The organism is Kosakonia sacchari SP1 (assembly GCF_000300455.3).
Classification (GTDB): Bacteria; Pseudomonadota; Gammaproteobacteria; order Enterobacterales; family Enterobacteriaceae; genus Kosakonia; species Kosakonia sacchari.
This window is the reverse complement of sequence record NZ_CP007215.2, coordinates 1219323-1242883: the sequence shown is the minus strand read 5'-3', so window position 1 is coordinate 1242883 and position 23561 is coordinate 1219323. Positions and strand designations below refer to the sequence as shown.

Annotated in this window: 16 protein-coding genes, 1 tRNA gene, 3 rRNA genes and 1 other annotated feature; of the genes, 9 read left to right on the top strand and 11 right to left on the bottom strand. The window is 53.0% G+C overall.

Annotated elements, in window-relative coordinates:
* Positions 1 to 53: 53 nt before the first annotated feature.
* The 5 genes from trxC to C813_RS28950 all read left to right on the top strand — a co-directional run bounded on the left by trxC (position 54) and on the right by C813_RS28950 (position 5769).
* Positions 54 to 473, top strand: a complete 420-nt coding sequence (gene trxC / locus C813_RS28970; protein ID WP_017459050.1) for a thioredoxin TrxC — start codon at positions 54 to 56, stop codon at positions 471 to 473.
* A 69-nt stretch (positions 474 to 542) separates the two neighbouring features.
* On the top strand, positions 543 to 1241 hold the full coding sequence (locus tag C813_RS28965) for a tRNA-uridine aminocarboxypropyltransferase (RefSeq protein WP_017459051.1): 699 nt from the start codon (positions 543 to 545) through the stop codon (positions 1239 to 1241).
* A gap of 32 nt (positions 1242 to 1273) precedes the next feature.
* Positions 1274 to 3928: a bifunctional acetate--CoA ligase family protein/GNAT family N-acetyltransferase gene (locus C813_RS28960; protein ID WP_017459052.1), complete on the top strand. Its 2655-nt coding sequence runs from the start codon at positions 1274 to 1276 to the stop codon at positions 3926 to 3928.
* Positions 3929 to 4047: 119 nt separating this feature from the next.
* Positions 4048 to 5403 (top strand): CDP-diacylglycerol--serine O-phosphatidyltransferase, encoded by a 1356-nt coding sequence (gene pssA, locus C813_RS28955; protein ID WP_025263877.1) that lies wholly within the window; start codon positions 4048 to 4050, stop codon positions 5401 to 5403.
* 45 nt (positions 5404 to 5448) lie between these two features.
* Positions 5449 to 5769 (top strand): YfiM family lipoprotein, encoded by a 321-nt coding sequence (locus C813_RS28950; RefSeq protein WP_017459054.1) that lies wholly within the window; start codon positions 5449 to 5451, stop codon positions 5767 to 5769.
* Between the two features lie 3 nt (positions 5770 to 5772).
* Here C813_RS28950 and C813_RS28945 read toward each other — a convergent pair whose 3' ends face one another.
* The 8 genes from C813_RS28945 to rluD all read right to left on the bottom strand — a co-directional run bounded on the left by C813_RS28945 (position 5773) and on the right by rluD (position 17437).
* Positions 5773 to 7071 carry an MFS transporter gene (locus C813_RS28945; protein WP_017459055.1) on the bottom strand — a complete coding sequence of 433 codons (1299 nt, stop codon included), beginning with the start codon at positions 7069 to 7071 and terminating at the stop codon, positions 5773 to 5775.
* Positions 7072 to 7480: 409 nt separating this feature from the next.
* Positions 7481 to 7596, bottom strand: a 5S ribosomal RNA gene (gene rrf, locus C813_RS28940).
* A 94-nt stretch (positions 7597 to 7690) separates the two neighbouring features.
* Positions 7691 to 10597, bottom strand: a 23S ribosomal RNA gene (locus tag C813_RS28935).
* Positions 10598 to 10791: 194 nt separating this feature from the next.
* Positions 10792 to 10867 (bottom strand) — tRNA-Glu (locus C813_RS28930).
* A gap of 170 nt (positions 10868 to 11037) precedes the next feature.
* Positions 11038 to 12577, bottom strand: a 16S ribosomal RNA gene (locus C813_RS28925).
* Together the 16S, 23S and 5S rRNA genes with 1 tRNA gene alongside form the textbook arrangement of a ribosomal RNA operon.
* Positions 12578 to 13025: 448 nt before the next feature.
* The gene (clpB, locus tag C813_RS28920) at positions 13026 to 15599 is read right to left on the bottom strand and encodes an ATP-dependent chaperone ClpB (protein ID WP_017459964.1); all 2574 of its coding nucleotides are present in this window, start codon (positions 15597 to 15599) and stop codon (positions 13026 to 13028) included.
* 129 nt (positions 15600 to 15728) lie between these two features.
* Positions 15729 to 16460, bottom strand: a complete 732-nt coding sequence (gene yfiH, locus C813_RS28915; RefSeq protein WP_017459963.1) for a purine nucleoside phosphorylase YfiH — start codon at positions 16458 to 16460, stop codon at positions 15729 to 15731.
* On the bottom strand, positions 16457 to 17437 hold the full coding sequence (gene rluD / locus C813_RS28910) for a 23S rRNA pseudouridine(1911/1915/1917) synthase RluD (protein WP_017459962.1): 981 nt from the start codon (positions 17435 to 17437) through the stop codon (positions 16457 to 16459). Before rluD ends, yfiH begins: the two co-directional genes overlap by 4 nt.
* Before the next feature lie 131 nt (positions 17438 to 17568).
* Here rluD and bamD point away from each other — a divergent pair, with 131 nt between their 5' ends.
* The 4 genes from bamD to pheA all read left to right on the top strand — a co-directional run bounded on the left by bamD (position 17569) and on the right by pheA (position 20329).
* Positions 17569 to 18306, top strand: coding sequence for an outer membrane protein assembly factor BamD (bamD, locus tag C813_RS28905; RefSeq protein WP_017459961.1), 738 nt, complete (start codon positions 17569 to 17571; stop codon positions 18304 to 18306).
* A 266-nt stretch (positions 18307 to 18572) separates the two neighbouring features.
* Positions 18573 to 18911: a ribosome-associated translation inhibitor RaiA gene (gene raiA, locus C813_RS28900; RefSeq protein WP_017459960.1), complete on the top strand. Its 339-nt coding sequence runs from the start codon at positions 18573 to 18575 to the stop codon at positions 18909 to 18911.
* Between the two features lie 101 nt (positions 18912 to 19012).
* Positions 19013 to 19138, top strand: a sequence feature (Phe leader region).
* The gene (pheL, locus tag C813_RS47410) at positions 19014 to 19064 is read left to right on the top strand and encodes a pheA operon leader peptide PheL (RefSeq protein WP_189660115.1); all 51 of its coding nucleotides are present in this window, start codon (positions 19014 to 19016) and stop codon (positions 19062 to 19064) included. It overlaps the preceding feature by 51 nt.
* 30 nt (positions 19139 to 19168) lie before the next feature.
* The gene (gene pheA, locus C813_RS28895) at positions 19169 to 20329 is read left to right on the top strand and encodes a bifunctional chorismate mutase/prephenate dehydratase (protein ID WP_017459959.1); all 1161 of its coding nucleotides are present in this window, start codon (positions 19169 to 19171) and stop codon (positions 20327 to 20329) included.
* Here pheA and C813_RS28890 read toward each other — a convergent pair.
* The 3 genes from C813_RS28890 to aroF form a co-directional block, all read right to left on the bottom strand.
* A complete protein-coding gene (locus tag C813_RS28890) occupies positions 20326 to 21198 on the bottom strand; it encodes an SMP-30/gluconolactonase/LRE family protein (RefSeq protein WP_017459958.1) in 873 nt (290 codons plus the stop codon). The genes pheA and C813_RS28890 overlap by 4 nt on opposite strands.
* A gap of 68 nt (positions 21199 to 21266) precedes the next feature.
* Positions 21267 to 22388: a bifunctional chorismate mutase/prephenate dehydrogenase gene (gene tyrA, locus C813_RS28885; RefSeq protein ID WP_017459957.1), complete on the bottom strand. Its 1122-nt coding sequence runs from the start codon at positions 22386 to 22388 to the stop codon at positions 21267 to 21269.
* Between the two features lie 9 nt (positions 22389 to 22397).
* Entirely contained in the window at positions 22398 to 23468 is a 1071-nt protein-coding gene (aroF, locus tag C813_RS28880) for a 3-deoxy-7-phosphoheptulonate synthase AroF (protein WP_017459956.1), read from the bottom strand.
* Positions 23469 to 23561 lie beyond the last annotated feature (93 nt).

The following is a 23561-nucleotide window of genomic DNA, read 5'->3' as shown; positions in this document are numbered from 1 at the left end:
AGAAACATACCGGCGAAACGCCGCTTTGTACCATCGCTTCCCTGAGGTTAGTTATGAATACCGTATGTGCAAGCTGTCAGGCGCTGAACCGCATTCCTGAAGAAAGAATGAACGACGGCGCGAAATGTGGGCGCTGTGGACATGAGCTGTTCGATGGAGATGTGATCAATGCGACTGGCGAAACCCTGGATAAGCTGCTGAAAGATGACCTGCCTGTGGTTGTCGATTTCTGGGCACCATGGTGCGGCCCGTGCCGCAACTTCGCGCCGATTTTCGAAGATGTCGCAGAAGAACGCAGCGGTAAAGTGCGCTTTGTAAAAGTTAACACCGAAGCCGAACGCGAGCTGAGTGCGCGTTTCCGCATTCGCAGTATTCCGACCATTATGCTGTTCAAAAATGGCGAAGTGGTGGACATGCTAAGCGGCGCGATGCCGAAAGCGCCGTTCGACAACTGGCTTAACGAATCACTGTAATCCCTTCGGGGCGCATCTTGTGCCCCGTTTTCAGCTCTGCGACAATGGCGTTTTTCTTGCGCGACCTTCATGACCAATAACGCTGTTCTCCAACTCCGTGCTGAGCGTCTTGCCCGCTCGACGCGCCCGTTTCTGGCGCGTGGCAACCGTATTCGCCGCTGCCAGCGCTGCCTGCTGCCGCTGAAAAACTGTCTATGTGATACCTTAAAACCGGCTTGCGCCAACAGCCGTTTTTGCCTGGTCATGTTCGACACCGAGCCGATGAAACCCAGTAACACGGGGCGTTTGATTGCCGATATCTTGCCTGACACGCAGGCTTTTCAATGGTCGCGTACCGAGCCGCCGCAAGCGCTAATCGATTTGTGCGCCAGCGAAGCGTACCAACCGATGGTCGTCTTCCCGGCCTCTTACGCGGGCAGCGAACGTCAGGTGTTGAGCACCCCGGCCGTCGGCAAACCACCACTGTTTATTATGCTGGATGGCACCTGGACCGAAGCGCGTAAAATGTTTCGCAAAAGCCCCTATCTGGATGCATTACCGGTTATCTCCGTCGATCTGTCACGCGTGTCTGCCTATCGCTTACGGGAAGCGCATGCAGAAGATCAATACTGCACGGCGGAAGTGGCCATTGCTCTGTTGGATTTGGCTGGCGATAACACCGCCGCGCAAGCGCTCGGCGATCACTTCACTCTGTTTCGTGAACGTTACCTGGCGGGGAAACCGCATCATTCGCCCGCCATCACAGCAAACACCGCAGAAAACGTTTAATATCATCGGGTCACTCTTTTGCGGAGGCCGGTATGAGCCAACGAGGGCTGGAAGCGTTATTACGTCCCCGATCGATTGCGGTGGTGGGTGCATCTATGAAGCCGGATCGCGCGGGTTTTTTAATGATGCGCAATTTGCTGGCAGGCGGTTTCGCAGGTCCTGTCTTACCGGTGACGCCCGCCTATAAAGCGGTACAGGGCGTACTGGCATGGCCGGATGTCGCCAGCCTGCCTTTCACGCCCGATCTTGCGGTGTTGTGTACCCACGCAAAACGTAATTTGACGCTGCTTGAGGCGCTCGGCCAAAAGGGGTGTAAAACCTGCATTATCCTTTCTGCTCCGCCCGAACAGCATGCCGATTTGCTCGCCTGCGCTGCCCGCTATCAAATGCGGTTGCTTGGCCCGAACAGCCTGGGCTTACTCGCCCCCTGGCAAGGCCTTAACGCCAGTTTCTCGCCGGTGCCGATTACACGCGGCAAACTGGCGTTTATTTCCCAGTCTGCCGCCGTTTCCAATACCATACTTGACTGGGCGCAGCAGCGGGAAATGGGGTTTTCTTATTTCATCGCACTCGGCGATAGCCTCGATATTGATGTTGATGAACTGCTCGATTTCCTGGCGCGAGACAGTAAAACCAGCGCCATTCTGCTCTATCTGGAACAGCTAAGTGATGCCCGCCGCTTTGTTTCCGCCGCACGTAGCGCATCGCGTAATAAACCGATTCTGGTCATAAAAAGTGGTCGCAGCCCGGAAGCGCAGCGTCTGCTGCATTCCCATGCGGGGCTCGATCCGGCCTGGGATGCGGCTATTCAGCGCGCCGGTTTATTGCGGGTACAGGATACCCATGAGCTTTTTTCCGCCGTCGAAACGCTCAGCCATATGCGCCCGTTGCGCGGCGAACGGTTGATGATCGTCAGTAATGGCGCAGCCCCCGCCGCACTGGCACTCGACGAACTATGGTCACGCAACGGCAAGCTGGCCACGCTGAGTGAAGAGACGATCACGCAGCTGCGCGCCGTACTGCCGGAATATGTGGAACCCGCTAACCCGCTGGACTTGCGCGATGACGCCAGCAGCGAGCGTTACATCGCAGCGTTGAATATTCTGCTTGATAGCCAGGATTACGATGCGCTGATGGTGATCCACGCCCCCAGCGCCGCCGCGCCAGGCAGCGAAAGCGCGGTGGCGTTAATTGACGCGCTGAAAAAACATTCCCGCGGGAAATATGTCACTGTACTGACCAACTGGTGCGGTGAGTTTTCCTCGCAGGAAGCGCGGCGTCTGTTCAGCGAAGCCGGGCTGCCAACTTACCGAACGCCTGAAGGCACCATTACGGCCTTTATGCATATGGTGGAATATCGGCGAAACCAGAAACAGCTACGTGAAACGCCGGCGATCTCAGTGAGCCTGACAGCAGATACCGCCGCTGCACACAACCTTCTGCAGCAGGCGCTAGCCGATGGTGCATCAACGCTGGATACCCATGAAGTGCAGCCAATTTTACGCGCCTGGGGGCTGCAAACGCTGCCGACCTGGATTGCCAGCGACAGTGCGGAAGCCGTGCATATTGCCGAACAGATTGGCTACCCGGTCGCGCTGAAATTGCGCTCTCCGGATATCCCGCACAAGTCGGAAGTCCAGGGGGTAATGCTTTATCTGCGCACCGCAAAAGAGGTGCAGCAGGCTGCTGATGCGATTATCGATCGCGTCAAAATGAATTGGCCGCAAGCGCGTATCCATGGATTGCAAGTGCAGAGCATGGCGAACCGTGCTGGCGCGCAGGAACTGCGTGTTGTGGTAGAACACGATCCGGTTTTCGGCCCGCTGATCATGTTAGGTGAAGGCGGCGTTGAGTGGCGGGCAGAGGATCAAGCCGCAGTGGCGCTTCCGCCACTGAACATGAACCTGGCGCGCTACCTGGTCATTCAGGCGATCAAAAGTAAAAAGATCCGTGGGCGCAGCGCATTACGCACGCTGGATATCGCTGGTCTGAGCCAGTTTTTAGTTCAGGTCTCAAATTTGATTGTCGATTGCCCGGAAATCGAACGACTTGATATTCACCCTTTGCTGGCTTCCGGCAGCGAATTCACGGCGCTGGATGTGACGATGTCTATTGCGCCCAGCGTCGGGAACGGTGAGACGCGTCTTGCGATTCGCCCCTATCCGCAGCATCTGGAAGAACGCGTTGAGATGAGAAATGGCGAGCAGTGCCTGTTCCGCCCGATTCTTCCCGAAGACGAACCTCAGTTGCAGGCATTTATTGCCAGAGTGACAAAAGAAGATCTCTATTATCGCTACTTTAGCGAGATCAACGAATTTACCCACGATGATTTAGCGAATATGACGCAGATCGACTACGATCGGGAAATGGCCTTCGTGGCCGTGCGTAGCACCGATCAGGGCGAAGAGATTTTGGGTGTAACCCGCGCTATTTCCGATCCGGATAATATTGACGCTGAATTTGCCGTGCTGGTGCGATCCGATTTGAAAGGGCTCGGGCTTGGACGACGTTTACTTGAAAAGCTCATCAGTTATACCCGGGATCACGGACTTAAGCGTTTGAATGGTATTACTATGCCCAACAATCGCGGCATGGTAACGCTGGCGCGTAAACTGGGATTCGATGTCGATATCCAACTGGAAGATGGCATAGTCGGTTTGTCGCTCCATCTGACACCGACAGAGTAATCCCGAGTAAGGTACTGGAAATGTTGACCACTTTAGCAGGCTCGGTGTTATTATTGCCCGCTTATGTCGTCTGCATGCTACAGAAGACCCTTCAATAAACAGAGAAGAAACGCACTGTGATGTTGTCAAAATTTAAGCGTAATAAACATCAACAACACCTTGCCCAATTACCCAAGATTTCTCAGTCAGCTGATGATATAGAGTTCTTCTATGCTCCTGCTGATTTCAGGGAGACGCTGCTTGCAAAGATAGCCAGTGCAACGCGCCGGATCTATATCATTGCCCTGTATCTTGAGCAGGATGATGGCGGGAAAGGAATTCTGAACGCGCTGTATGAAGCAAAACGCCAGCGCCCGGAGCTGGATGTTCGCGTCCTCGTAGACTGGCATCGCGCTCAGCGCGGACGTATTGGCGCAGCAGCGTCAAATACCAATGCGGACTGGTACTGCCGTCTGGCGCAGGAAAACCCAGGCGTTGTCGTTCCCGTTTACGGGGTGCCGGTTAATACCCGCGAAGCGCTTGGCGTGCTCCACTTCAAAGGCTTTATTATTGATGACTGCGTGCTGTATAGCGGCGCGAGCCTTAACGATGTTTACCTGCATCAGCACGATAAATACCGCTATGACCGTTATCAGTTGATCCGCAATCCGCAGATGGCTGACGTCATGCAAGGCTGGGTTGAGCAGAATCTGATCCAGGGCCGTGGTGTGAACCGCCTTGACGACCCGCAGCGTCCTAAAAGCCCGGAAATCAAAAATGATATCCGTCTGTTCCGCCAGGAATTGCGCGATGCGTCGTACCATTTCCAGGGCGATGCGGATAACGAACAACTGGCCGTGACTCCGCTGGTTGGTCTGGGAAAATCCAGCCTGCTGAACAAGACGATTTTCCATCTGATGCCGTGCGCAGAGCACAAGCTGACGATTTGTACGCCCTATTTCAACCTGCCGGCGGTACTGGTACGTAATATTATTCAGCTGCTGCGTGAGGGGAAAAAAGTCGAAATCATCGTTGGCGATAAGACAGCGAATGACTTTTTTATTCCTGAAGATGAGCCGTTTAAGATTATTGGTGCGTTACCTTATCTGTATGAGATCAATCTGCGCCGTTTCTTAAGCCGCCTGCAATATTATGTGAATACCGATCAACTCGTCGTTCGCCTCTGGAAAGATGAAGATAACAGCTACCACCTGAAAGGGATGTGGGTTGATGATGAGTGGATCTTGCTCACCGGGAACAACCTGAACCCACGCGCCTGGCGTCTGGATCTGGAAAACGCAGTGCTTATCCACGATCCAAAACATGAGCTGGTCGCACAGCGTGATAAAGAGCTGGAACGTATTCGCACGCACACCACCGTGGTAAATCATTACCGCGATTTGCAGAGCATTGCGGATTACCCGGTGAAAGTGCGTAAGCTGATACGCCGCCTGCGCCGTATCCGCATTGATAAGCTGATTAGTCGCATTCTTTAACATTAAGCCCCGTCTCTGCGATGGGGCTTTTTTTCAGGTCTTTCAATGAAATACACCTTGCTGGCAACAACGCTGCTGCTGACAGGCTGTAGCCATATGGCGAACGATAGCTGGAGCGGTCAAGATAAAGCACAACATTTTCTTGGTTCGGCCATGCTTTCCGCAGCCGGGAATGAATACGCGCAACATCAGGGCATCAGCCGTGACCGAAGTGCGGTATACGGCCTGATGTTTTCTGTCAGCCTTGGCGCATCGAAAGAGTTATGGGATAGCCGCCCGGCAGGGAGCGGCTGGAGCTGGAAAGATTTCGCCTGGGATATTGCCGGTGCCACAACAGGTTTTGCCATGTGGCAACTGGCAAGATAGAAACTAAAGGCGTATGCCTTTCCCTTTGCGATGCAGCATTAAAGAAACCAGAAATGCCAATGCGCCCATCACAGTAACGTACCAGAAAAAACTGCTTTCAAAACCGACCGATTTCAGCGACAGCGCAACATACTCAGCCGAACCACCAAACAGCGCATTCGCCACGGCATAAGATAACCCGACACCTAACGCACGAACTTGCGCCGGGAACATTTCGGCTTTCAGGATCCCACTGATTGAGGTGTAGAAACTGACGATCACTAATGCCAGCATGACCAGCGCGAACGCGGCATAAGGCGAAGTGACGCTATGGAGAGCACTGAGAATCGGGACAGTGCAAAGTGTGGCAAGACCGCCGAACAGCAACATTGAATTACGACGGCCTATTTTATCCGACAGCGCGCCAATAACGGGTTGAATCAGCATAAAGACAAATAACGCAACTGTCATAATGACGCTGGCAACGTTGGCATGCATTCCGGCGGTATTCACCAGATATTTTTGCATATAGGTGGTAAAGGTGTAGAACGCCAGTGAGCCGCCAGCTGTAAAGCCAAGCACCATAATGAAAGCCTTGCGGTTACGCCACAGCCCTTTTAGCGATCCCGCCTCTTTCAGGGCGCGTACCTCTTGCCGCGAGGTTTCATCAAGTTGTCGGCGTAGCCACAGCGCAACAATAGCCAGTGCGGCACCGAGCGCAAACGGAATACGCCATCCCCAGGCACGTAAATCTTCGTCACTTAGAACTTGCTGCAATACAACCACAACCAGCAGAGCCAGCAATTGCCCGCCGATCAGCGTCACATACTGAAATGATGCGTAAAACCCTTTACGCCCTTCCACTGCAACTTCGCTCATATAAGTCGCGCTTGTACCGTATTCACCGCCCACTGATAGCCCCTGGAACAGGCGCGCCAGCAGTAATAATGCTGGCGCCCAGGTGCCAATGGACTCATAACCGGGTAAGCAGGCGATGACCAACGATCCCAGGCACATCATACACACCGAGATAAGCATTGATGCCTTACGTCCGCGCCTGTCAGCGATACGGCCAAATAACCAACCCCCGATCGGTCGCATCAGGAAGCCTGCGGCAAAAACCCCCGCCGTTTGTAATAGCTGAGTTGTTGTGTTGCCGGCAGGGAAAAAGATGTGCGCGAAATAGAGGGAGCAAAAGGAGTAGACATAGAAATCAAACCACTCAACCAGGTTACCTGATGAAGCGCCAATGATCGCCCATACCCTGCGCCGGGTATCGCTACTGGTGAGCGAGTCTCGTGTCGTCACACTGCTTTCTGCCATTCTACTGATACTCCTGCTAGAGATTTTGGAGATATGGACCTTATGAATATCCATATCCACTCAGCGCAAAAAATCAAAATGTTACACATTTGTTATAGTGCAGAAGCGATTTACATCACATTTCAACTTAGCAAGGTAAGTAATTCAGAATAGGGGCATATGTGGATTTGTACAAAAAAGCCCCCGTGCTTTCACATGAGGCTTTGTTCTGGGCAGGCGTCAGTCACGCCTGTTGTGCGCTGGATTAGGCAAGTGGATTAATTTGCTGGTACTTACTGCCTGTTTAACATGAAGTGTTCTGGCCTGGAACATAAAACAAAAAACCAGCAACCAGCATCGCAGGCATGAATTTCGCTGCATAAAAACGCAAAAAGGCCATCCGTCAGGATGGCCTCTTCACTGGTTTGATGCCTGGCAGTTCCCTACTCTCGCATGGGGAGACCCCACACTACCATCGGCGCTACGGCGTTTCACTTCTGAGTTCGGCATGGGGTCAGGTGGGACCACCGCGCTGTTGCCGCCAGGCAAATTCTGTTTATCAGACCGCTTTTACGTTCTGATGTAATCTGTCATCAAGCTGATTTCATGTCTCTCACCGCCAAAACATCTTCGGCGTTGTAAGGTTAAGCCTCACGGTTCATTAGTACCGGTTAGCTCAACGCATCGCTGCGCTTACACACCCGGCCTATCAACGTCGTCGTCTTCAACGTTCCTTCAGGAGACTTAAAGTCTCAGGGAGAACTCATCTCGGGGCAAGTTTCGTGCTTAGATGCTTTCAGCACTTATCTCTTCCGCATTTAGCTACCGGGCAGTGCCATTGGCATGACAACCCGAACACCAGTGATGCGTCCACTCCGGTCCTCTCGTACTAGGAGCAGCCCCCCTCAATTCTCCAGCGCCCACGGCAGATAGGGACCGAACTGTCTCACGACGTTCTAAACCCAGCTCGCGTACCACTTTAAATGGCGAACAGCCATACCCTTGGGACCTACTTCAGCCCCAGGATGTGATGAGCCGACATCGAGGTGCCAAACACCGCCGTCGATATGAACTCTTGGGCGGTATCAGCCTGTTATCCCCGGAGTACCTTTTATCCGTTGAGCGATGGCCCTTCCATTCAGAACCACCGGATCACTATGACCTGCTTTCGCACCTGCTCGCGCCGTCACGCTCGCAGTCAAGCCAGCTTATGCCATTGCACTAACCTCCTGATGTCCGACCAGGATTAGCTGACCTTCGTGCTCCTCCGTTACGCTTTAGGAGGAGACCGCCCCAGTCAAACTACCCACCAGACACTGTCCGCAACCCGGATTACGGGTCCACGTTAGAACACCAGCCATTAAAGGGTGGTATTTCAAGGATGGCTCCACGCAGACTGGCGTCCACGCTTCAAAGCCTCCCACCTATCCTACACATCAAGGACCAGTGTTCAGTGTCAAGCTATAGTAAAGGTTCACGGGGTCTTTCCGTCTTGCCGCGGGTACACTGCATCTTCACAGCGAGTTCAATTTCACTGAGTCTCGGGTGGAGACAGCCTGGCCATCATTACGCCATTCGTGCAGGTCGGAACTTACCCGACAAGGAATTTCGCTACCTTAGGACCGTTATAGTTACGGCCGCCGTTTACCGGGGCTTCGATCAAGAGCTTCTCCTTACGGATGACCCCATCAATTAACCTTCCGGCACCGGGCAGGCGTCACACCGTATACGTCCACTTTCGTGTTTGCACAGTGCTGTGTTTTTAATAAACAGTTGCAGCCAGCTGGTATCTTCGACTGATTTCAGCTCCACGAGCAAGTCGCTTCACCTACATATCAGCGTGCCTTCTCCCGAAGTTACGGCACCATTTTGCCTAGTTCCTTCACCCGAGTTCTCTCAAGCGCCTTGGTATTCTCTACCTGACCACCTGTGTCGGTTTGGGGTACGATTTCGTGTTACCTGATGCTTAGAGGCTTTTCCTGGAAGCAGGGCATTTGTTACTTCAGCACCGTAGTGCCTCGTCATCACGCCTCAGTGTTAAAGCACTCCGGATTTGCCTGGAGCACACACCTTCACGCTTAAACCGGGACAACCGTCGCCCGGCTAACATAGCCTTCTCCGTCCCCCCTTCGCAGTAACACCAAGTACAGGAATATTAACCTGTTTCCCATCGACTACGCCTTTCGGCCTCGCCTTAGGGGTCGACTCACCCTGCCCCGATTAACGTTGGACAGGAACCCTTGGTCTTCCGGCGAGCGGGCTTTTCACCCGCTTTATCGTTACTTATGTCAGCATTCGCACTTCTGATACCTCCAGCAACCCTCACAGGCCACCTTCGCAGGCTTACAGAACGCTCCCCTACCCAACAACACAATAGTGTCGCTGCCGCAGCTTCGGTGCATGGTTTAGCCCCGTTACATCTTCCGCGCAGGCCGACTCGACCAGTGAGCTATTACGCTTTCTTTAAATGATGGCTGCTTCTAAGCCAACATCCTGGCTGTCTGGGCCTTCCCACATCGTTTCCCACTTAACCATGACTTTGGGACCTTAGCTGGCGGTCTGGGTTGTTTCCCTCTTCACGACGGACGTTAGCACCCGCCGTGTGTCTCCCGTGATAACATTCTCCGGTATTCGTAGTTTGCATCGGGTTGGTAAGCCGGGATGGCCCCCTAGCCGAAACAGTGCTCTACCCCCGGAGATGAATTCACGAGGCGCTACCTAAATAGCTTTCGGGGAGAACCAGCTATCTCCCGGTTTGATTGGCCTTTCACCCCCAGCCACAGGTCATCCGCTAATTTTTCAACATTAGTCGGTTCGGTCCTCCAGTTAGTGTTACCCAACCTTCAACCTGCCCATGGCTAGATCACCGGGTTTCGGGTCTATACCCTGCAACTTAACGCCCAGTTAAGACTCGGTTTCCCTTCGGCTCCCCTATTCGGTTAACCTTGCTACAGAATATAAGTCGCTGACCCATTATACAAAAGGTACGCAGTCACCCCATCAAGAGGCTCCCACTGCTTGTACGTACACGGTTTCAGGTTCTTTTTCACTCCCCTCGCCGGGGTTCTTTTCGCCTTTCCCTCACGGTACTGGTTCACTATCGGTCAGTCAGGAGTATTTAGCCTTGGAGGATGGTCCCCCCATATTCAGACAGGATACCACGTGTCCCGCCCTACTCATCGAGCTCACAGCCTGTGTGCTTTTGTGTACGGGGCTGTCACCCTGTATCGCGCGACTTTCCAGACGCTTCCACTAACACACAAGCTGATTCAGACTCTGGGCTCCTCCCCGTTCGCTCGCCGCTACTGGGGGAATCTCGGTTGATTTCTTTTCCTCGGGGTACTTAGATGTTTCAGTTCCCCCGGTTCGCCTCATTAACCTATGGATTCAGTTAATGATAGTGTGACGAGTCACACTGGGTTTCCCCATTCGGACATCGCCGGCTATAACGGTTCATATCACCTTACCGGCGCTTTTCGCAGATTAGCACGTCCTTCATCGCCTCTGACTGCCAGGGCATCCACCGTGTACGCTTAGTCGCTTAACCTCACAACCCGAAGATGTTTCTTTCGATTCATCATCGCGCTGTAAAAATTTGAGAGACTCACAGAACAGTTCACACTGTTCAGTGTTTCAATTTTCAGCTTGATCCAGATTTTTAAAGAGCAAATATCTCAAACGTGACTCGCAAGTCAGTTTTGAGATACGGCTGGCAACGCCTTTCACACATTACCGCGCAAGTGGCGTCCCCTAGGGGATTCGAACCCCTGTTACCGCCGTGAAAGGGCGGTGTCCTGGGCCTCTAGACGAAGGGGACACGAAAATTGCATATCACGCGCTGCGTGATATTTTCGTGTAGGGTGAGCTTTCATTAACAGAAAGCGAGCGGCTTTATTTATTAAGCCTCACTCCCGACGCGTAAACGCCTTGCTATTTACTTTTCATCAGACAATCTGTGTGGACACTGCAGAGGCAGGTTCTTTAAGGTAAGGAGGTGATCCAACCGCAGGTTCCCCTACGGTTACCTTGTTACGACTTCACCCCAGTCATGAATCACAAAGTGGTAAGCGCCCTCCCGAAGGTTAAGCTACCTACTTCTTTTGCAACCCACTCCCATGGTGTGACGGGCGGTGTGTACAAGGCCCGGGAACGTATTCACCGTGGCATTCTGATCCACGATTACTAGCGATTCCGACTTCATGGAGTCGAGTTGCAGACTCCAATCCGGACTACGACGCACTTTATGAGGTCCGCTTGCTCTCGCGAGGTCGCTTCTCTTTGTATGCGCCATTGTAGCACGTGTGTAGCCCTGGTCGTAAGGGCCATGATGACTTGACGTCATCCCCACCTTCCTCCAGTTTATCACTGGCAGTCTCCTTTGAGTTCCCGGCCGGACCGCTGGCAACAAAGGATAAGGGTTGCGCTCGTTGCGGGACTTAACCCAACATTTCACAACACGAGCTGACGACAGCCATGCAGCACCTGTCTCACAGTTCCCGAAGGCACCAAAGCATCTCTGCTAAGTTCTGTGGATGTCAAGACCAGGTAAGGTTCTTCGCGTTGCATCGAATTAAACCACATGCTCCACCGCTTGTGCGGGCCCCCGTCAATTCATTTGAGTTTTAACCTTGCGGCCGTACTCCCCAGGCGGTCTATTTAACGCGTTAGCTCCGGAAGCCACGCCTCAAGGGCACAACCTCCAAATAGACATCGTTTACGGCGTGGACTACCAGGGTATCTAATCCTGTTTGCTCCCCACGCTTTCGCACCTGAGCGTCAGTCTTCGTCCAGGAGGCCGCCTTCGCCACCGGTATTCCTCCAGATCTCTACGCATTTCACCGCTACACCTGGAATTCTACCTCCCTCTACGAGACTCAAGCCTGCCAGTTTCGGATGCAGTTCCCAGGTTGAGCCCGGGGATTTCACATCCGACTTGACAGACCGCCTGCGTGCGCTTTACGCCCAGTAATTCCGATTAACGCTTGCACCCTCCGTATTACCGCGGCTGCTGGCACGGAGTTAGCCGGTGCTTCTTCTGCGGGTAACGTCAATGAACAAGGTTATTAACCTTACTCCCTTCCTCCCCGCTGAAAGTACTTTACAACCCGAAGGCCTTCTTCATACACGCGGCATGGCTGCATCAGGCTTGCGCCCATTGTGCAATATTCCCCACTGCTGCCTCCCGTAGGAGTCTGGACCGTGTCTCAGTTCCAGTGTGGCTGGTCATCCTCTCAGACCAGCTAGGGATCGTCGCCTAGGTGAGCCGTTACCCCACCTACTAGCTAATCCCATCTGGGCACATCTGATGGCAAGAGGCCCTAAGGTCCCCCTCTTTGGTCTTGCGACGTTATGCGGTATTAGCTACCGTTTCCAGTAGTTATCCCCCTCCATCAGGCAGTTTCCCAGACATTACTCACCCGTCCGCCACTCGTCACCCGAGAGCAAGCTCTCTGTGCTACCGTTCGACTTGCATGTGTTAGGCCTGCCGCCAGCGTTCAATCTGAGCCATGATCAAACTCTTCAATTTAAAAGTTTGATGCTCAATGTTTCTTTATTTCTAAAGAAAAGAACTTCGTAATGAATTACGTGTTCACTCACTGAGACTTGGTATTCATTTTTCGTCCGAGGACGTCAAGAATCCAGTCACCCTGAGTGCCCACACAGATTGTCTGATAAATTGTTAAAGAGCAGTGCCGCCTCGCTTTTTGCTGCGGCGCGGGTTGCGTATACTACGCTTTCCCGCCGTGAAGTCAACTGTTTATTTTCAGAATTCTTCACCTGACATGCCGGTGTGTTTGCCGTTGTGCCGTGTCAGTGGAAGCGCATTATAGGGAGTTAATTCCCGCTGACAACCCCTAATTTGAAAAAAGTCATCGTTCGCTCACTTTTCAGTCGAATTAGGTTGAGAAGTTTGATTTCTGCCTGGTTTTCAAACAAAAACGAGCCCGAAAGGGCTCGTTTTATTCTTTTGTGACTTACTGCACTGCCACGATTCGCTCATCTTTCACCACGAGCTGCACCGGTTTGCCCGGAATTAGCTCACCAGAAAGAATCTGCTGCGCCAGCGGGTTTTCAATCTGCTGTTGAATAGCGCGTTTCAATGGACGCGCGCCATACACCGGATCGTACCCGTTTGCGCTGAGCAGTTTCAGCGCGTCGTCGGAAATGGTAACCGCATAGCCACGCTCTTCCAGACGTTTATACAGACGTTGCAGTTGGATCTGCGCAATAGAAGCAATGTGTTTTTCACCCAACGGATGGAACACCACCACTTCATCAATACGGTTGATGAATTCCGGACGGAAATTCTGGCTAACCACACCTAACACCAGGTCTTTCATATGGCCGTAATCCAGATCGCCAAAACGCTCCTGGATCAAATCAGAACCCAGGTTGGAAGTCATAATGACGACCGTATTGCGGAAATCTACCGTTCTGCCTTGTCCATCGGTCAGACGACCATCGTCCAGCACCTGCAGCAGAATGTTGAACACATCCGGATGCGCTTTCTCTACTTCATCCAGCAGAATAACGGAATAAGGGCGACGGCGAACCGCTTCCGTCAGATAACCGCCCTCTTCATAGCCAACATATCCCGGAGGCGCACCGACAAGACGCGAAACGGAATGTTTCTCCATAAATTCCGACATGTCGATACGCACCATTGCATCGTCACTATCGAACATAAAGTTCGCAAGAGACTTACACAGTTCGGTTTTACCCACCCCGGTAGGACCAAGGAAGAGGAACGAACCGATCGGGCGATTCGGGTCCGACAACCCAGCACGGCTACGGCGAATAGCGTTAGAAACGGCTTCGACAGCTTCATCCTGGCCGATTACCCGATGATGGAGGTCATGCTCCATGCGCAATAATTTTTCGCGCTCGCCCTCCATCATTCTCGCTACCGGGATGCCCGTCCAACGCGCCAACACCTCTGCAATTTCCGCATCGGTCACGCGGTTACGTAGCAGACGCATGGTTTTGCCCTCGGCCTGAGTTGCGGCAGCCAACTGTTTTTCAAGTTCCGGAATTTTCCCGTACTGAAGTTCAGACATGCGCCCCAAATCACCATTACGGCGCGCTTGCTCCATGGCGATTTTGGCCTGTTCCAGTTCCGACTTAATGGTTTGGGTTCCGGAAAGAGAGGCTTTTTCCGCTTTCCACTCTTCTTCTAATGATGAGTACTGGCGTTCTTTATCTTCCAACTCTTCATTAAGCATTTCGAGCCGCTTGATACTGGCTTCATCGGACTCTTTCATCAGCGCCCGCTGTTCCAGTTTGAGCTGAATAATACGGCGATCGAGCCGGTCGAGTTCTTCCGGTTTCGAGTCAATCTGCATACGAATGCTGGACGCAGCTTCATCAATCAAGTCGATGGCTTTGTCCGGCAGTTGACGATCGGCGATGTAGCGATGCGACAGCGTTGCCGCCGCAACAATTGCCGGGTCGGTAATTTGCACATGGTGATGCAGTTCGTAACGCTCTTTCAGCCCACGCAGAATCGCAATGGTATCTTCCACTGTCGGCTCGGCCACCAGCACTTTCTGGAAACGACGCTCCAGCGCCGCATCTTTCTCTATATACTGGCGATACTCATCCAGCGTGGTGGCGCCCACACAGTGCAACTCACCGCGCGCTAGCGCCGGTTTAAGCATGTTGCCCGCATCCATTGCACCGTCGGCTTTACCAGCACCGACCATCGTATGCAACTCGTCGATAAACAGAATGACGTTGCCTTCCTGTTTCGACAGATCGTTCAGCACACCTTTTAAACGTTCTTCAAACTCACCGCGATATTTTGCGCCAGCAACCAGTGCGCCCATGTCCAGCGCCAGTACACGGCGGCCTTTCAGCCCTTCCGGCACTTCGCCGTTGACAATACGCTGCGCCAGCCCTTCAACAATCGCGGTTTTACCGACACCCGGTTCACCAATCAGCACCGGGTTATTTTTGGTACGCCGTTGCAGTACCTGGATTGTACGACGAATCTCTTCGTCACGGCCGATCACTGGATCGAGCTTGCCTTGTTCGGCGCGTTCAGTCAGATCAACGGTAAATTTTTTCAAGGCCTGACGTTGGTCTTCGGCCCCCTGGTCGTTCACGTTCTCTCCCCCACGCATTTGTTCAATCGCCTGGGTCACATTGGCGGTTGTCGCGCCAGCAGATTTAAGCAAGTCCGTCAGCGTACCGCGTGATTCAAGCGCCGCCAGAACAAAAAGTTCCGACGAGATAAAGTTGTCACCTCGCTTTTGCGCCAGCTTGTCGCAAAGATTCAGTACACGCACCAGGTCCTGAGAAGGCTGTACGTCGCCACCGGTGCCCTCCACCTGTGGTAAGCGGCTCAGCGCTTGTTCAATCGCTGTGCGTAACTGACCGGCGTTCACGCCTGCAGAGGTTAATAAAGGATGAATCGAACCGCCTTCCTGATTGAGTAAGGCGCTCATTAAATGAAGAGGTTCGATAAATTGATTGTCGTGCCCGAGTGCGAGCGACTGGGCATCGGCGAGAGCAAGCTGGAATTTATTGGTAAGACGATCCAGACGCATAACTCCTCCCATAACAGGTCAAAATTGCTACTGGAGATTAAATGAGGTCATCCCTCAATTATTCAAGGTGAATGACCTGAATTATGCGAAAGAAAACCTACGCGTACTGGATCGTCTTGATTCTTTAGGTTATATCAGCCAAATGAAACTTGCCATACGCCCGGTTGTCTTGTCCCGGCGGTATGAGAAAAAATTATTCTTATCGCTGAAGGTACAGTGATCGCCGCCGAACACGTGCTGGACGCCTACGCTCGCCAGACGCTGGCGAGCGAGCTGATAGATATCAGCAAAATATTTATCACCGTAGGGTCGAAAAGCGCTGCCGGCCTGCGGATCGTGGACCAGAAACGCTTCGCGAACTTCTGCGCCGACTTCAAACGCTTGCGGTCCAATTGCCGGCCCCAACCACGCCAGCAGATTTTCCGGCTTATCGGCGAAACACGCAACCGTCTGTTCCAGCACGCCTGCGCATAAACCCCGCCAGCCAGCGTGAGCAGCAGCAACTTCAGTGCCAGCCTGGTTACAAAACAAGACCGGTAAACAGTCGGCGGTCATCACCGCACAGACCGTACCGGGTGTGTTGCTGTATGACGCATCCGCCCGTTTCGACGCATAAGGACCACCGCTAAGTGTGAGCACGTCAGTGCCATGAACCTGCTCAAGCCATACCGGCTTCGAAGGCAAACCGCCCGCCGCGAATACGCGCGCGCGATTCTCTTCCACATGCTCAGTATTGTCTCCGCAGTGTGCGCCAAGATTCAGCGAATCGTAAGGTGGCAGGCTTACACCACCGACGCGCGTCGAGCTGCAGGCCGCTACACCTTTTGGCAGCGGCCAGTCCGGGAGGATCAGTTTGGTCATAACCAGGCAACATCGTCCTTATGGGTTTCAAAATCAGCGCGCATCGCATCAATTAAATCAACCATATCTTGCGGAATTGGCGCATGCCATTCCATTTCGATACCGCTGATAGGATGGTAAAGGCGCAGCATAGTGGCGTGCAGAGCCTGACGGTCAAACTTGCGCAGTGCATCAATAAACTCGTCCGATGCGCCTTTCGGCGGACGCGGGCGGCCGCCATAGAGTTGGTCGCCAACCAGCGGATGGGTGATATGCGCCATATGCACGCGAATCTGGTGCGTACGGCCTGTTTCCAGGCGCAAACGCAAGCGCGTATGCACACGGAAATGCTCCATAATGCGGTAGTGAGTCACCGCCGGTTTGCCCATCGGGTGCACCGACATATGCGTACGCTTGGTCGGATGGCGGCTGATCGGTTCTTCCACCGTGCCACCGGAAGTCATATGTCCAATCGCTACCGCTTCGTATTCACGTGTGATTTCTCGCAGTTGCAGCGATTCTACCAGCCGTGTCTGAGCGGGTACGGTTTTCGCCACTACCATCAAACCGGTGGTGTCTTTATCCAGGCGGTGAACGATACCTGCGCGCGGAACATCCACAATTGGCGGGTAATAATGCAGCAGAGCGTTAAGAACGGTGCCATCAGGATTACCCGCGCCCGGGTGTACAACCAAGTCGCGCGGTTTGTTAATGACGATAATGTCATCGTCTTCATAGACGATGTTAAGTGGAATATCCTGCGGTTCAAAACGTGCTTCTTCTTCGATTTCCGCATTGATAGCAATGAGTTCGCCACCCAACACTTTCTCTTTCGGCTTGTCGCTGACAACGCCGTTGACCAGCACACGCTGATCGAGAATCCATTCTTTTATACGCGAACGCGAATAATCCGGGAACAATTCGGCCAAAGCCTGATCTAAGCGTTGACCGAGTTGATTTTCGGATACCGTTGCGGTGAGTTGTACCAGTTGTGCCATATACAGCTTCTTCGTTAACGTTGGGTTTTACGGCTTCGCCGTTTAATATAGTGTGCTATTGTAGCTGGTCTTAGTCGGGAGCAGGAATAAAGAATCTCCCGCATAAACATTCTGAGGAAAGTCTAAACGTCATGACGCGCATGAAATATCTGGTGGCAGCCGCCACGTTGAGTCTGGCTTTGGCAGGTTGCTCCGGTTCAAAGGAAGAAGTACCTGATAATCCGCCAAACGAAATCTACGCGACAGCTCAGCAAAAGCTGCAAGACGGTAACTGGAAGGCGGCAATAACGCAACTGGAAGCACTGGATAATCGTTATCCGTTTGGTCCTTACTCACAACAAGTGCAGTTGGATCTGATCTACGCGTACTACAAAAATGCCGATCTGCCGCTGGCGCAAGCCGCGATTGACCGTTTTATTCGTCTGAACCCAACCCACCCGAACATTGATTATGTAATGTATATGCGTGGGCTAACCAACATGGCGCTGGATGACAGTGCTCTGCAAGGGTTCTTCGGCGTAGACCGTAGCGATCGCGATCCGGCGCATGCCCGTGACGCATTCAAAGACTTCTCTAAACTGGTGCGCGGCTACCCGAACAGCCAGTACGTCACCGACGCCACCAAGCGTCTGGTGTTCCTGAAAGATCGTCTATCGAAATATGAACTGTCGGTCGCGGAATATTACACCGATCGCGGTGCGTGGGTTGCCGTAACTAACCGCGTAGAAGGTATGCTGCGTGACTTCCCGGATACAAAAGCGACCCATGACGCGCTGCCGCTGATGGAAAAAGCCTATCGTGAGCTGCAGCTCAACGCGCAGGCGGATAAGGTGGCGAAAATTATCGCGGCGAACAGCAATCGAACCTGATTGCCTGAAATGCAAAACGGCAGCCTTCAGGCTGCCGTTTTTTTATTCATTTTATCTATCACTAAAGCGGTTTAGCCGCAATCCATCCTATCAACTATGACCGCTAATGATGGCATAGACAAGGTAAATTTGCCCTCTTCCTGCCCTGCCTCACAAAACCCTTTCATTGACAAAAAGTGACAAAATAATGTGATTTAAATCACACATTTTGACATTGTGGACGGTATGCTGAAATCACCAAGACGGAAAGACAAGAGGTAAAATTTATGACAATGAACATTACCAGTAAACAAATGGAAATTACTCCGGCAATCCGCCAGCATGTCACAGACCGTCTCGCCAAACTGGATAAATGGCAAACTCAACTGATTAATCCGCATATCATCCTGTCAAAAGAGCCACAGGGCTTTATCGCCGATGCAACGATCAGCACACCGAACGGACAACTGGTTGCCAGCGCAAAACATGAAGATATGTACACCGCCATCAACGATTTGATTAACAAGCTGGAACGGCAGCTGAATAAAGTGCAACACAAAGGTGAAGCACGTCGCGCCGCAACATCGGTGAAAGACACAAGCTTCGTTGAGGAAGAAGAAGAGTAGTCTCTACATTGAGCCCATCCCAACGCGCCCACGGGCGCGTTTTTTATTGACAGAGCGAAAACAGTACGGGTACTGTACTTCGGTCGCACAAAGGAAAACTCCATGAAACTTGTTCCGTTCTTCTTCGCATTCTTTTTTACCTTCCCCAATTAGGGAGGCGATTCGTTTTGTGATAAAGAATGCGAAGACGAACAAAAAGGCCTCCCACACCGGGAGGCCTTTTTTATTGATAACAATTAAAGACGAAAGGCAACAACATGACGGCTGAAAACCCCTTACTGGATTTACGCGTAAAGATCAGCGCACTGGATGAACAGCTACTGACGCTGCTGGCCGAACGCCGCCAGCTCTCTGTTGAAGTCGGCAAAGCCAAGCTAGATTCACACCGTCCGGTGCGCGATATCGATCGCGAGCGTGATTTACTCGAACGTTTGATAGAACTCGGCAAAGCGCATCATCTGGATGCCCACTACATCACCCGCCTGTTTCAGTTGATCATCGAAGATTCCGTTCTCACCCAGCAAGCCCTGCTCCAGCAACATCTGAATAAAATCAACCCGCACTCTGCCCGCATCGCTTTTTTGGGGCCAAAAGGATCGTATTCACACCTGGCCGCCCGCCAGTACGCGGCGCGCCATTTTGAACAGTTCATTGAAAGTGGTTGCCTGAAATTTCACGATATCTTCAGCCAGGTGGAAACAGGCCTGGCCGATTACGCGGTGGTGCCGCTGGAAAACACCAGCTCCGGCGCGATTAATGACGTTTACGACCTGCTTCAGCACACCAGTTTGTCTATTGTTGGTGAATTGACGGTGCCAATTGATCACTGCATCCTGGTTTCTGGCTCCACCGATTTAGAACACATCACCACGGTTTACAGCCACCCGCAGCCTTTCCAGCAGTGTAGTCAGTTCATTAACCGCTATCCGCAGTGGAAAATTGAGTATTGCGAAAGCACCTCCGCCGCGATGGAAAAAGTCGCGCAGGCGAATTCGCCGCAGGTTGCCGCGCTGGGTAGCGAAGCCGGTGGCGCGCTGTATGGCTTGCAGGTGCTGCAACGTAATCTGGCGAACCAGACGCAGAACATCACGCGCTTTGTGGTGCTGGCGCGTAAAGCCATTGATGTATCCGATCAGGTGCCGGCAAAAACCACGCTGCTGATGGCGACCGGCCAGCAAGCAGGTTCGCTGGTTGAAGCCCTGTTGGTACTGCGTAACCACAATTTGATCATGACCAAACTGGAATCACGCCCGATTAATGGCAACCCGTGGGAAGAGATGTTCTACATCGATGTGCAGGCCAATTTGCAATCCGTGCAGATGCAAAAGGCACTGCGCGAACTCACCGACACCGCGCGTTCGCTGAAAGTCCTCGGTTGCTACCCCAGTGAAAATGTGGTGCCGGTCGACCCGGCTTAAACCTCTTTAAACAGCGGTTTCTTCATTCCTGCCACCGCCACGGGCAGGGTGAAGATCGCTCCCGACAGCGGATATTGCGCCACTTCGTCCGCCGTCATATTTTCCCGGGTGGTGGTGATAAACAGCGTTTTCATCTCAGGGCCGCCAAAACAGACCATCGTCGGGCAGCGTACCGGCAAACGGTACTCTTCGAGTTGTTCACCCTGTGGCGAAAAACGCGCGATGCGCCAGCCGTCAAACATTGCGCTCCAGTAACAACCTTCGACATCCATCGCCGCCCCGTCCGGACTACCTTCCCCGGCGTTAAAGCGGCGGAAAACCTCGCGTTTGCCCGGCTCGCCCCGCTCATCAAGCGGCGTGCGGTAAATCACCGCGTTCGGCGTATCCGAAGTATACATCCACTGTTTATCGTGGCTGAAGGCAAGACCATTGGCACCGTGAATGTCGCACTGCAACACTTTGGGCATGAGGCCGTTATCAATGCGCAACAGCAACGCGCCGTTGTAATCGCCCGGCCCCCAGAATGTGCCCGCATAAAAACGACCAAGATGATCGGTGCCGCCATCGTTAAAGCGCGCCAGTTGCGGGTTTGAAGGGTTATCACACACTTTTTGTCGCAGCAAACCGCGCGCATCCGTCAGCCAGATGGCATTACGCATCGCCACGATAAAGCCACCTTTCTCACGCAATGCAAAGCAGCCCACTTCTTCGGCAAACGACAGTACCGTATGTTCGCCAGACGATAAGTGATAACGGTGGATCTCACCTTCAATAATATCCGCCCAGTAGAGCGCCTGCTCCGCGTCGCTCCAGGTAGGGCATTCCGGCAAATGCCCGGTATAATCAAACAGCGTTTGCAGCTCAGCCATTGCGCATCCCTTAAATGAAAAAAGCCAGTGGGTAACCACTGGCTTTTCAGTATAAACGGCTTTTTTATTTACGGGCGGCTGTCGTTAGCCTGACGTAACAACACCCGGCTTTCGCTCTGGAATCGCTGAGCATAATCACCAAACCAGTGTTCAACTTTGCGGAAGCTGTCGATAAACGCCTGCTTATCGCCCTGCTCCAGCAGGCCAATCGCTTCGCCAAAACGTTGGTAGTAACGTTTAATCAGCGCCAGGTTACTGGACGACGACATAATAATGTCGGCGTATAACTGTGGATCCTGGGCAAACAAGCGCCCGACCATCGCCAGTTCCAGGCGATAAATCGGTGATGAAAGCGCCAGCAACTGTTCGAGCTGAACATTCTCTTCCGCCAGATGCAAACCATACGCGAAGGTCGCGAAGTGGCGCAGCGCCTGGATAAAGGCCATGTTCTGATCGTGCTCAACGGCGCTAATGCGGTGCAAACGCGCGCCCCATACCTGAATCTGCTCCAGGAACCACTGATACGCTTCCGGGTGTCGGCCATCACACCAGACCACCACTTGCTTAGCCAGGCTGCCGCTGTCCGGGCCAAACATCGGGTGCAGCCCGAGTACCGGCCCTTTGTGCGCGCTCAACATCGCCTGTAATGGGCCACTTTTCACCGACGCCAGATCGACCAGAATGCAGTCCTCCGGCAAGGTCGGCAGTTTGCCGATCACTTGCTCGGTAACGTGAATAGGCACGCTAACGATCACCATACCCGCATCAGCCAGCAGCGTATCAGCCTGCGCCCAGTCTTCTTTCTCAAGAATGCGCACCTGGTAGCCAGAAAGCGTCAGCATTTTGGCAAACAGTTGCCCCATCTGCCCGCCGCCGCCAACAATCACCACCGGACGCAGTTCCGGACAAAGGGTTTTAAACCCTTTGTCATTTTCACTGGAATAGGATTCGCGCATGACGCGGCGCAGCACATCTTCAATCAAATCCGGCGGCACACCCAGTGATTCAGCTTCTTTGCGACGCGATGCCAGCATCGTCGCTTCGCGCTCCGGTACATAAATTGGCAAGCCATATTTACTTTTGACTTCGCCAACTTCTGCCACCAGTTCCAGCCGGCGCGCCAGCAAGTCCAGCAGCGCCTTGTCAACTTCATCAATTTGATCGCGCAGCGCGGTCAGTTCAGCAACCATAACATCCTCTTAAGCAAAACGCGCCGCCAGGCTGTTACGCAGATCGTTATTGATTTCACGCAGCAGCGCTTCGGTCACTTCCCAACTGATGCACGCATCGGTTACGGAAACACCGTACTTCATCTCGCAACGCGGCTGCTCAGAAGATTGATTGCCTTCATGAATATTGCTTTCAATCATCAGACCGGTAATCGAACGGTTGCCGTCTTTGATCTGCGCCACCACCGATTCAGCAACGGCAGGCTGGCGACGGTAATCTTTGTTGGAATTACCATGGCTGCAATCTACCATCAGCGACGGTTTCAGTCCCGCCTGTTCCATCTCTTTTTCACACTGCGCGACATCCGCCGGGCTGTAATTCGGCGCTTTACCGCCGCGCAGGATCACATGCCCATCCGGGTTGCCCTGGGTTTGCAGCAGGCAGACCTGGCCGGCCTGGTTGATTCCTACAAAGCGGTGCGGCATGGCTGCGGCGCGCATCGCATTAATAGCGGTCGCCAGGCTGCCGTCGGTACCGTTTTTGAAACCAACCGGCATTGATAAACCCGAAGCCATTTCGCGGTGCGTCTGCGATTCAGTAGTTCGCGCACCAATCGCCGACCAGCTAAACAGGTCGCCAAGGAACTGCGGGCTATTCGGATCCAGCGCTTCGGTCGCCAGCGGCAGCCCCATGCTGACCAGCTCAACCAGCAGACGACGCGCAATCTTCAGGCCAGCTTCCACATCAAACGAGCCATCCATGTGCGGATCGTTAATCAGCCCCTTCCAGCCAACGGTGGTACGGGGTTTTTCAAAATAGACGCGCATCACCAGATAGAGGCTATCGCTGACCTCTGCGGCAAGAGCTTTAAATCGACGGGCATATTCAATCGCGGCTTCAGGATCGTGAATCGAGCAAGGGCCGCAGACCACCAGCAGACGCGGATCGCGCCCGGCAATGATGTTGGAGATGGTCTGGCGGGACTGCGCGATTTGCGCTTCCTGCTCGGTGGTCAACGGGAAGGCCGCTTTTAACTGATCCGGGGTGATCAGCACCTGTTCATCGGTAATATGTACGTTGTTCAGCGCGTCTTTTTGCATGATCAAAATCCTGTATGGCTCGTTTGCGATAGTTGTTCCTCAAGTGAGGATGACGTAACGATACCATAGCTGGTAAAGATTTCAATCCACATA

Coding starts and splice junctions, on each gene's coding strand:
- C813_RS28890 (WP_017459958.1), bottom strand. CDS start 21,198: ATGGCTGAGCTGCAAACGCTGTTTGATTATACCGGGCATTTGCCGGAA.
- trxC (WP_017459050.1), top strand. CDS start 54: ATGAATACCGTATGTGCAAGCTGTCAGGCGCTGAACCGCATTCCTGAA.
- tyrA (WP_017459957.1), bottom strand. CDS start 22,388: ATGGTTGCTGAACTGACCGCGCTGCGCGATCAAATTGATGAAGTTGAC.
- clpB (WP_017459964.1), bottom strand. CDS start 15,599: ATGCGTCTGGATCGTCTTACCAATAAATTCCAGCTTGCTCTCGCCGAT.
- C813_RS28950 (WP_017459054.1), top strand. CDS start 5,449: ATGAAATACACCTTGCTGGCAACAACGCTGCTGCTGACAGGCTGTAGC.
- C813_RS28945 (WP_017459055.1), bottom strand. CDS start 7,071: ATGGCAGAAAGCAGTGTGACGACACGAGACTCGCTCACCAGTAGCGAT.
- bamD (WP_017459961.1), top strand. CDS start 17,569: ATGACGCGCATGAAATATCTGGTGGCAGCCGCCACGTTGAGTCTGGCT.
- C813_RS28960 (WP_017459052.1), top strand. CDS start 1,274: ATGAGCCAACGAGGGCTGGAAGCGTTATTACGTCCCCGATCGATTGCG.
- aroF (WP_017459956.1), bottom strand. CDS start 23,468: ATGCAAAAAGACGCGCTGAACAACGTACATATTACCGATGAACAGGTG.
- raiA (WP_017459960.1), top strand. CDS start 18,573: ATGACAATGAACATTACCAGTAAACAAATGGAAATTACTCCGGCAATC.
- pheA (WP_017459959.1), top strand. CDS start 19,169: ATGACGGCTGAAAACCCCTTACTGGATTTACGCGTAAAGATCAGCGCA.
- rluD (WP_017459962.1), bottom strand. CDS start 17,437: ATGGCACAACTGGTACAACTCACCGCAACGGTATCCGAAAATCAACTC.
- yfiH (WP_017459963.1), bottom strand. CDS start 16,460: ATGACCAAACTGATCCTCCCGGACTGGCCGCTGCCAAAAGGTGTAGCG.
- C813_RS28965 (WP_017459051.1), top strand. CDS start 543: ATGACCAATAACGCTGTTCTCCAACTCCGTGCTGAGCGTCTTGCCCGC.
- pssA (WP_025263877.1), top strand. CDS start 4,048: ATGTTGTCAAAATTTAAGCGTAATAAACATCAACAACACCTTGCCCAA.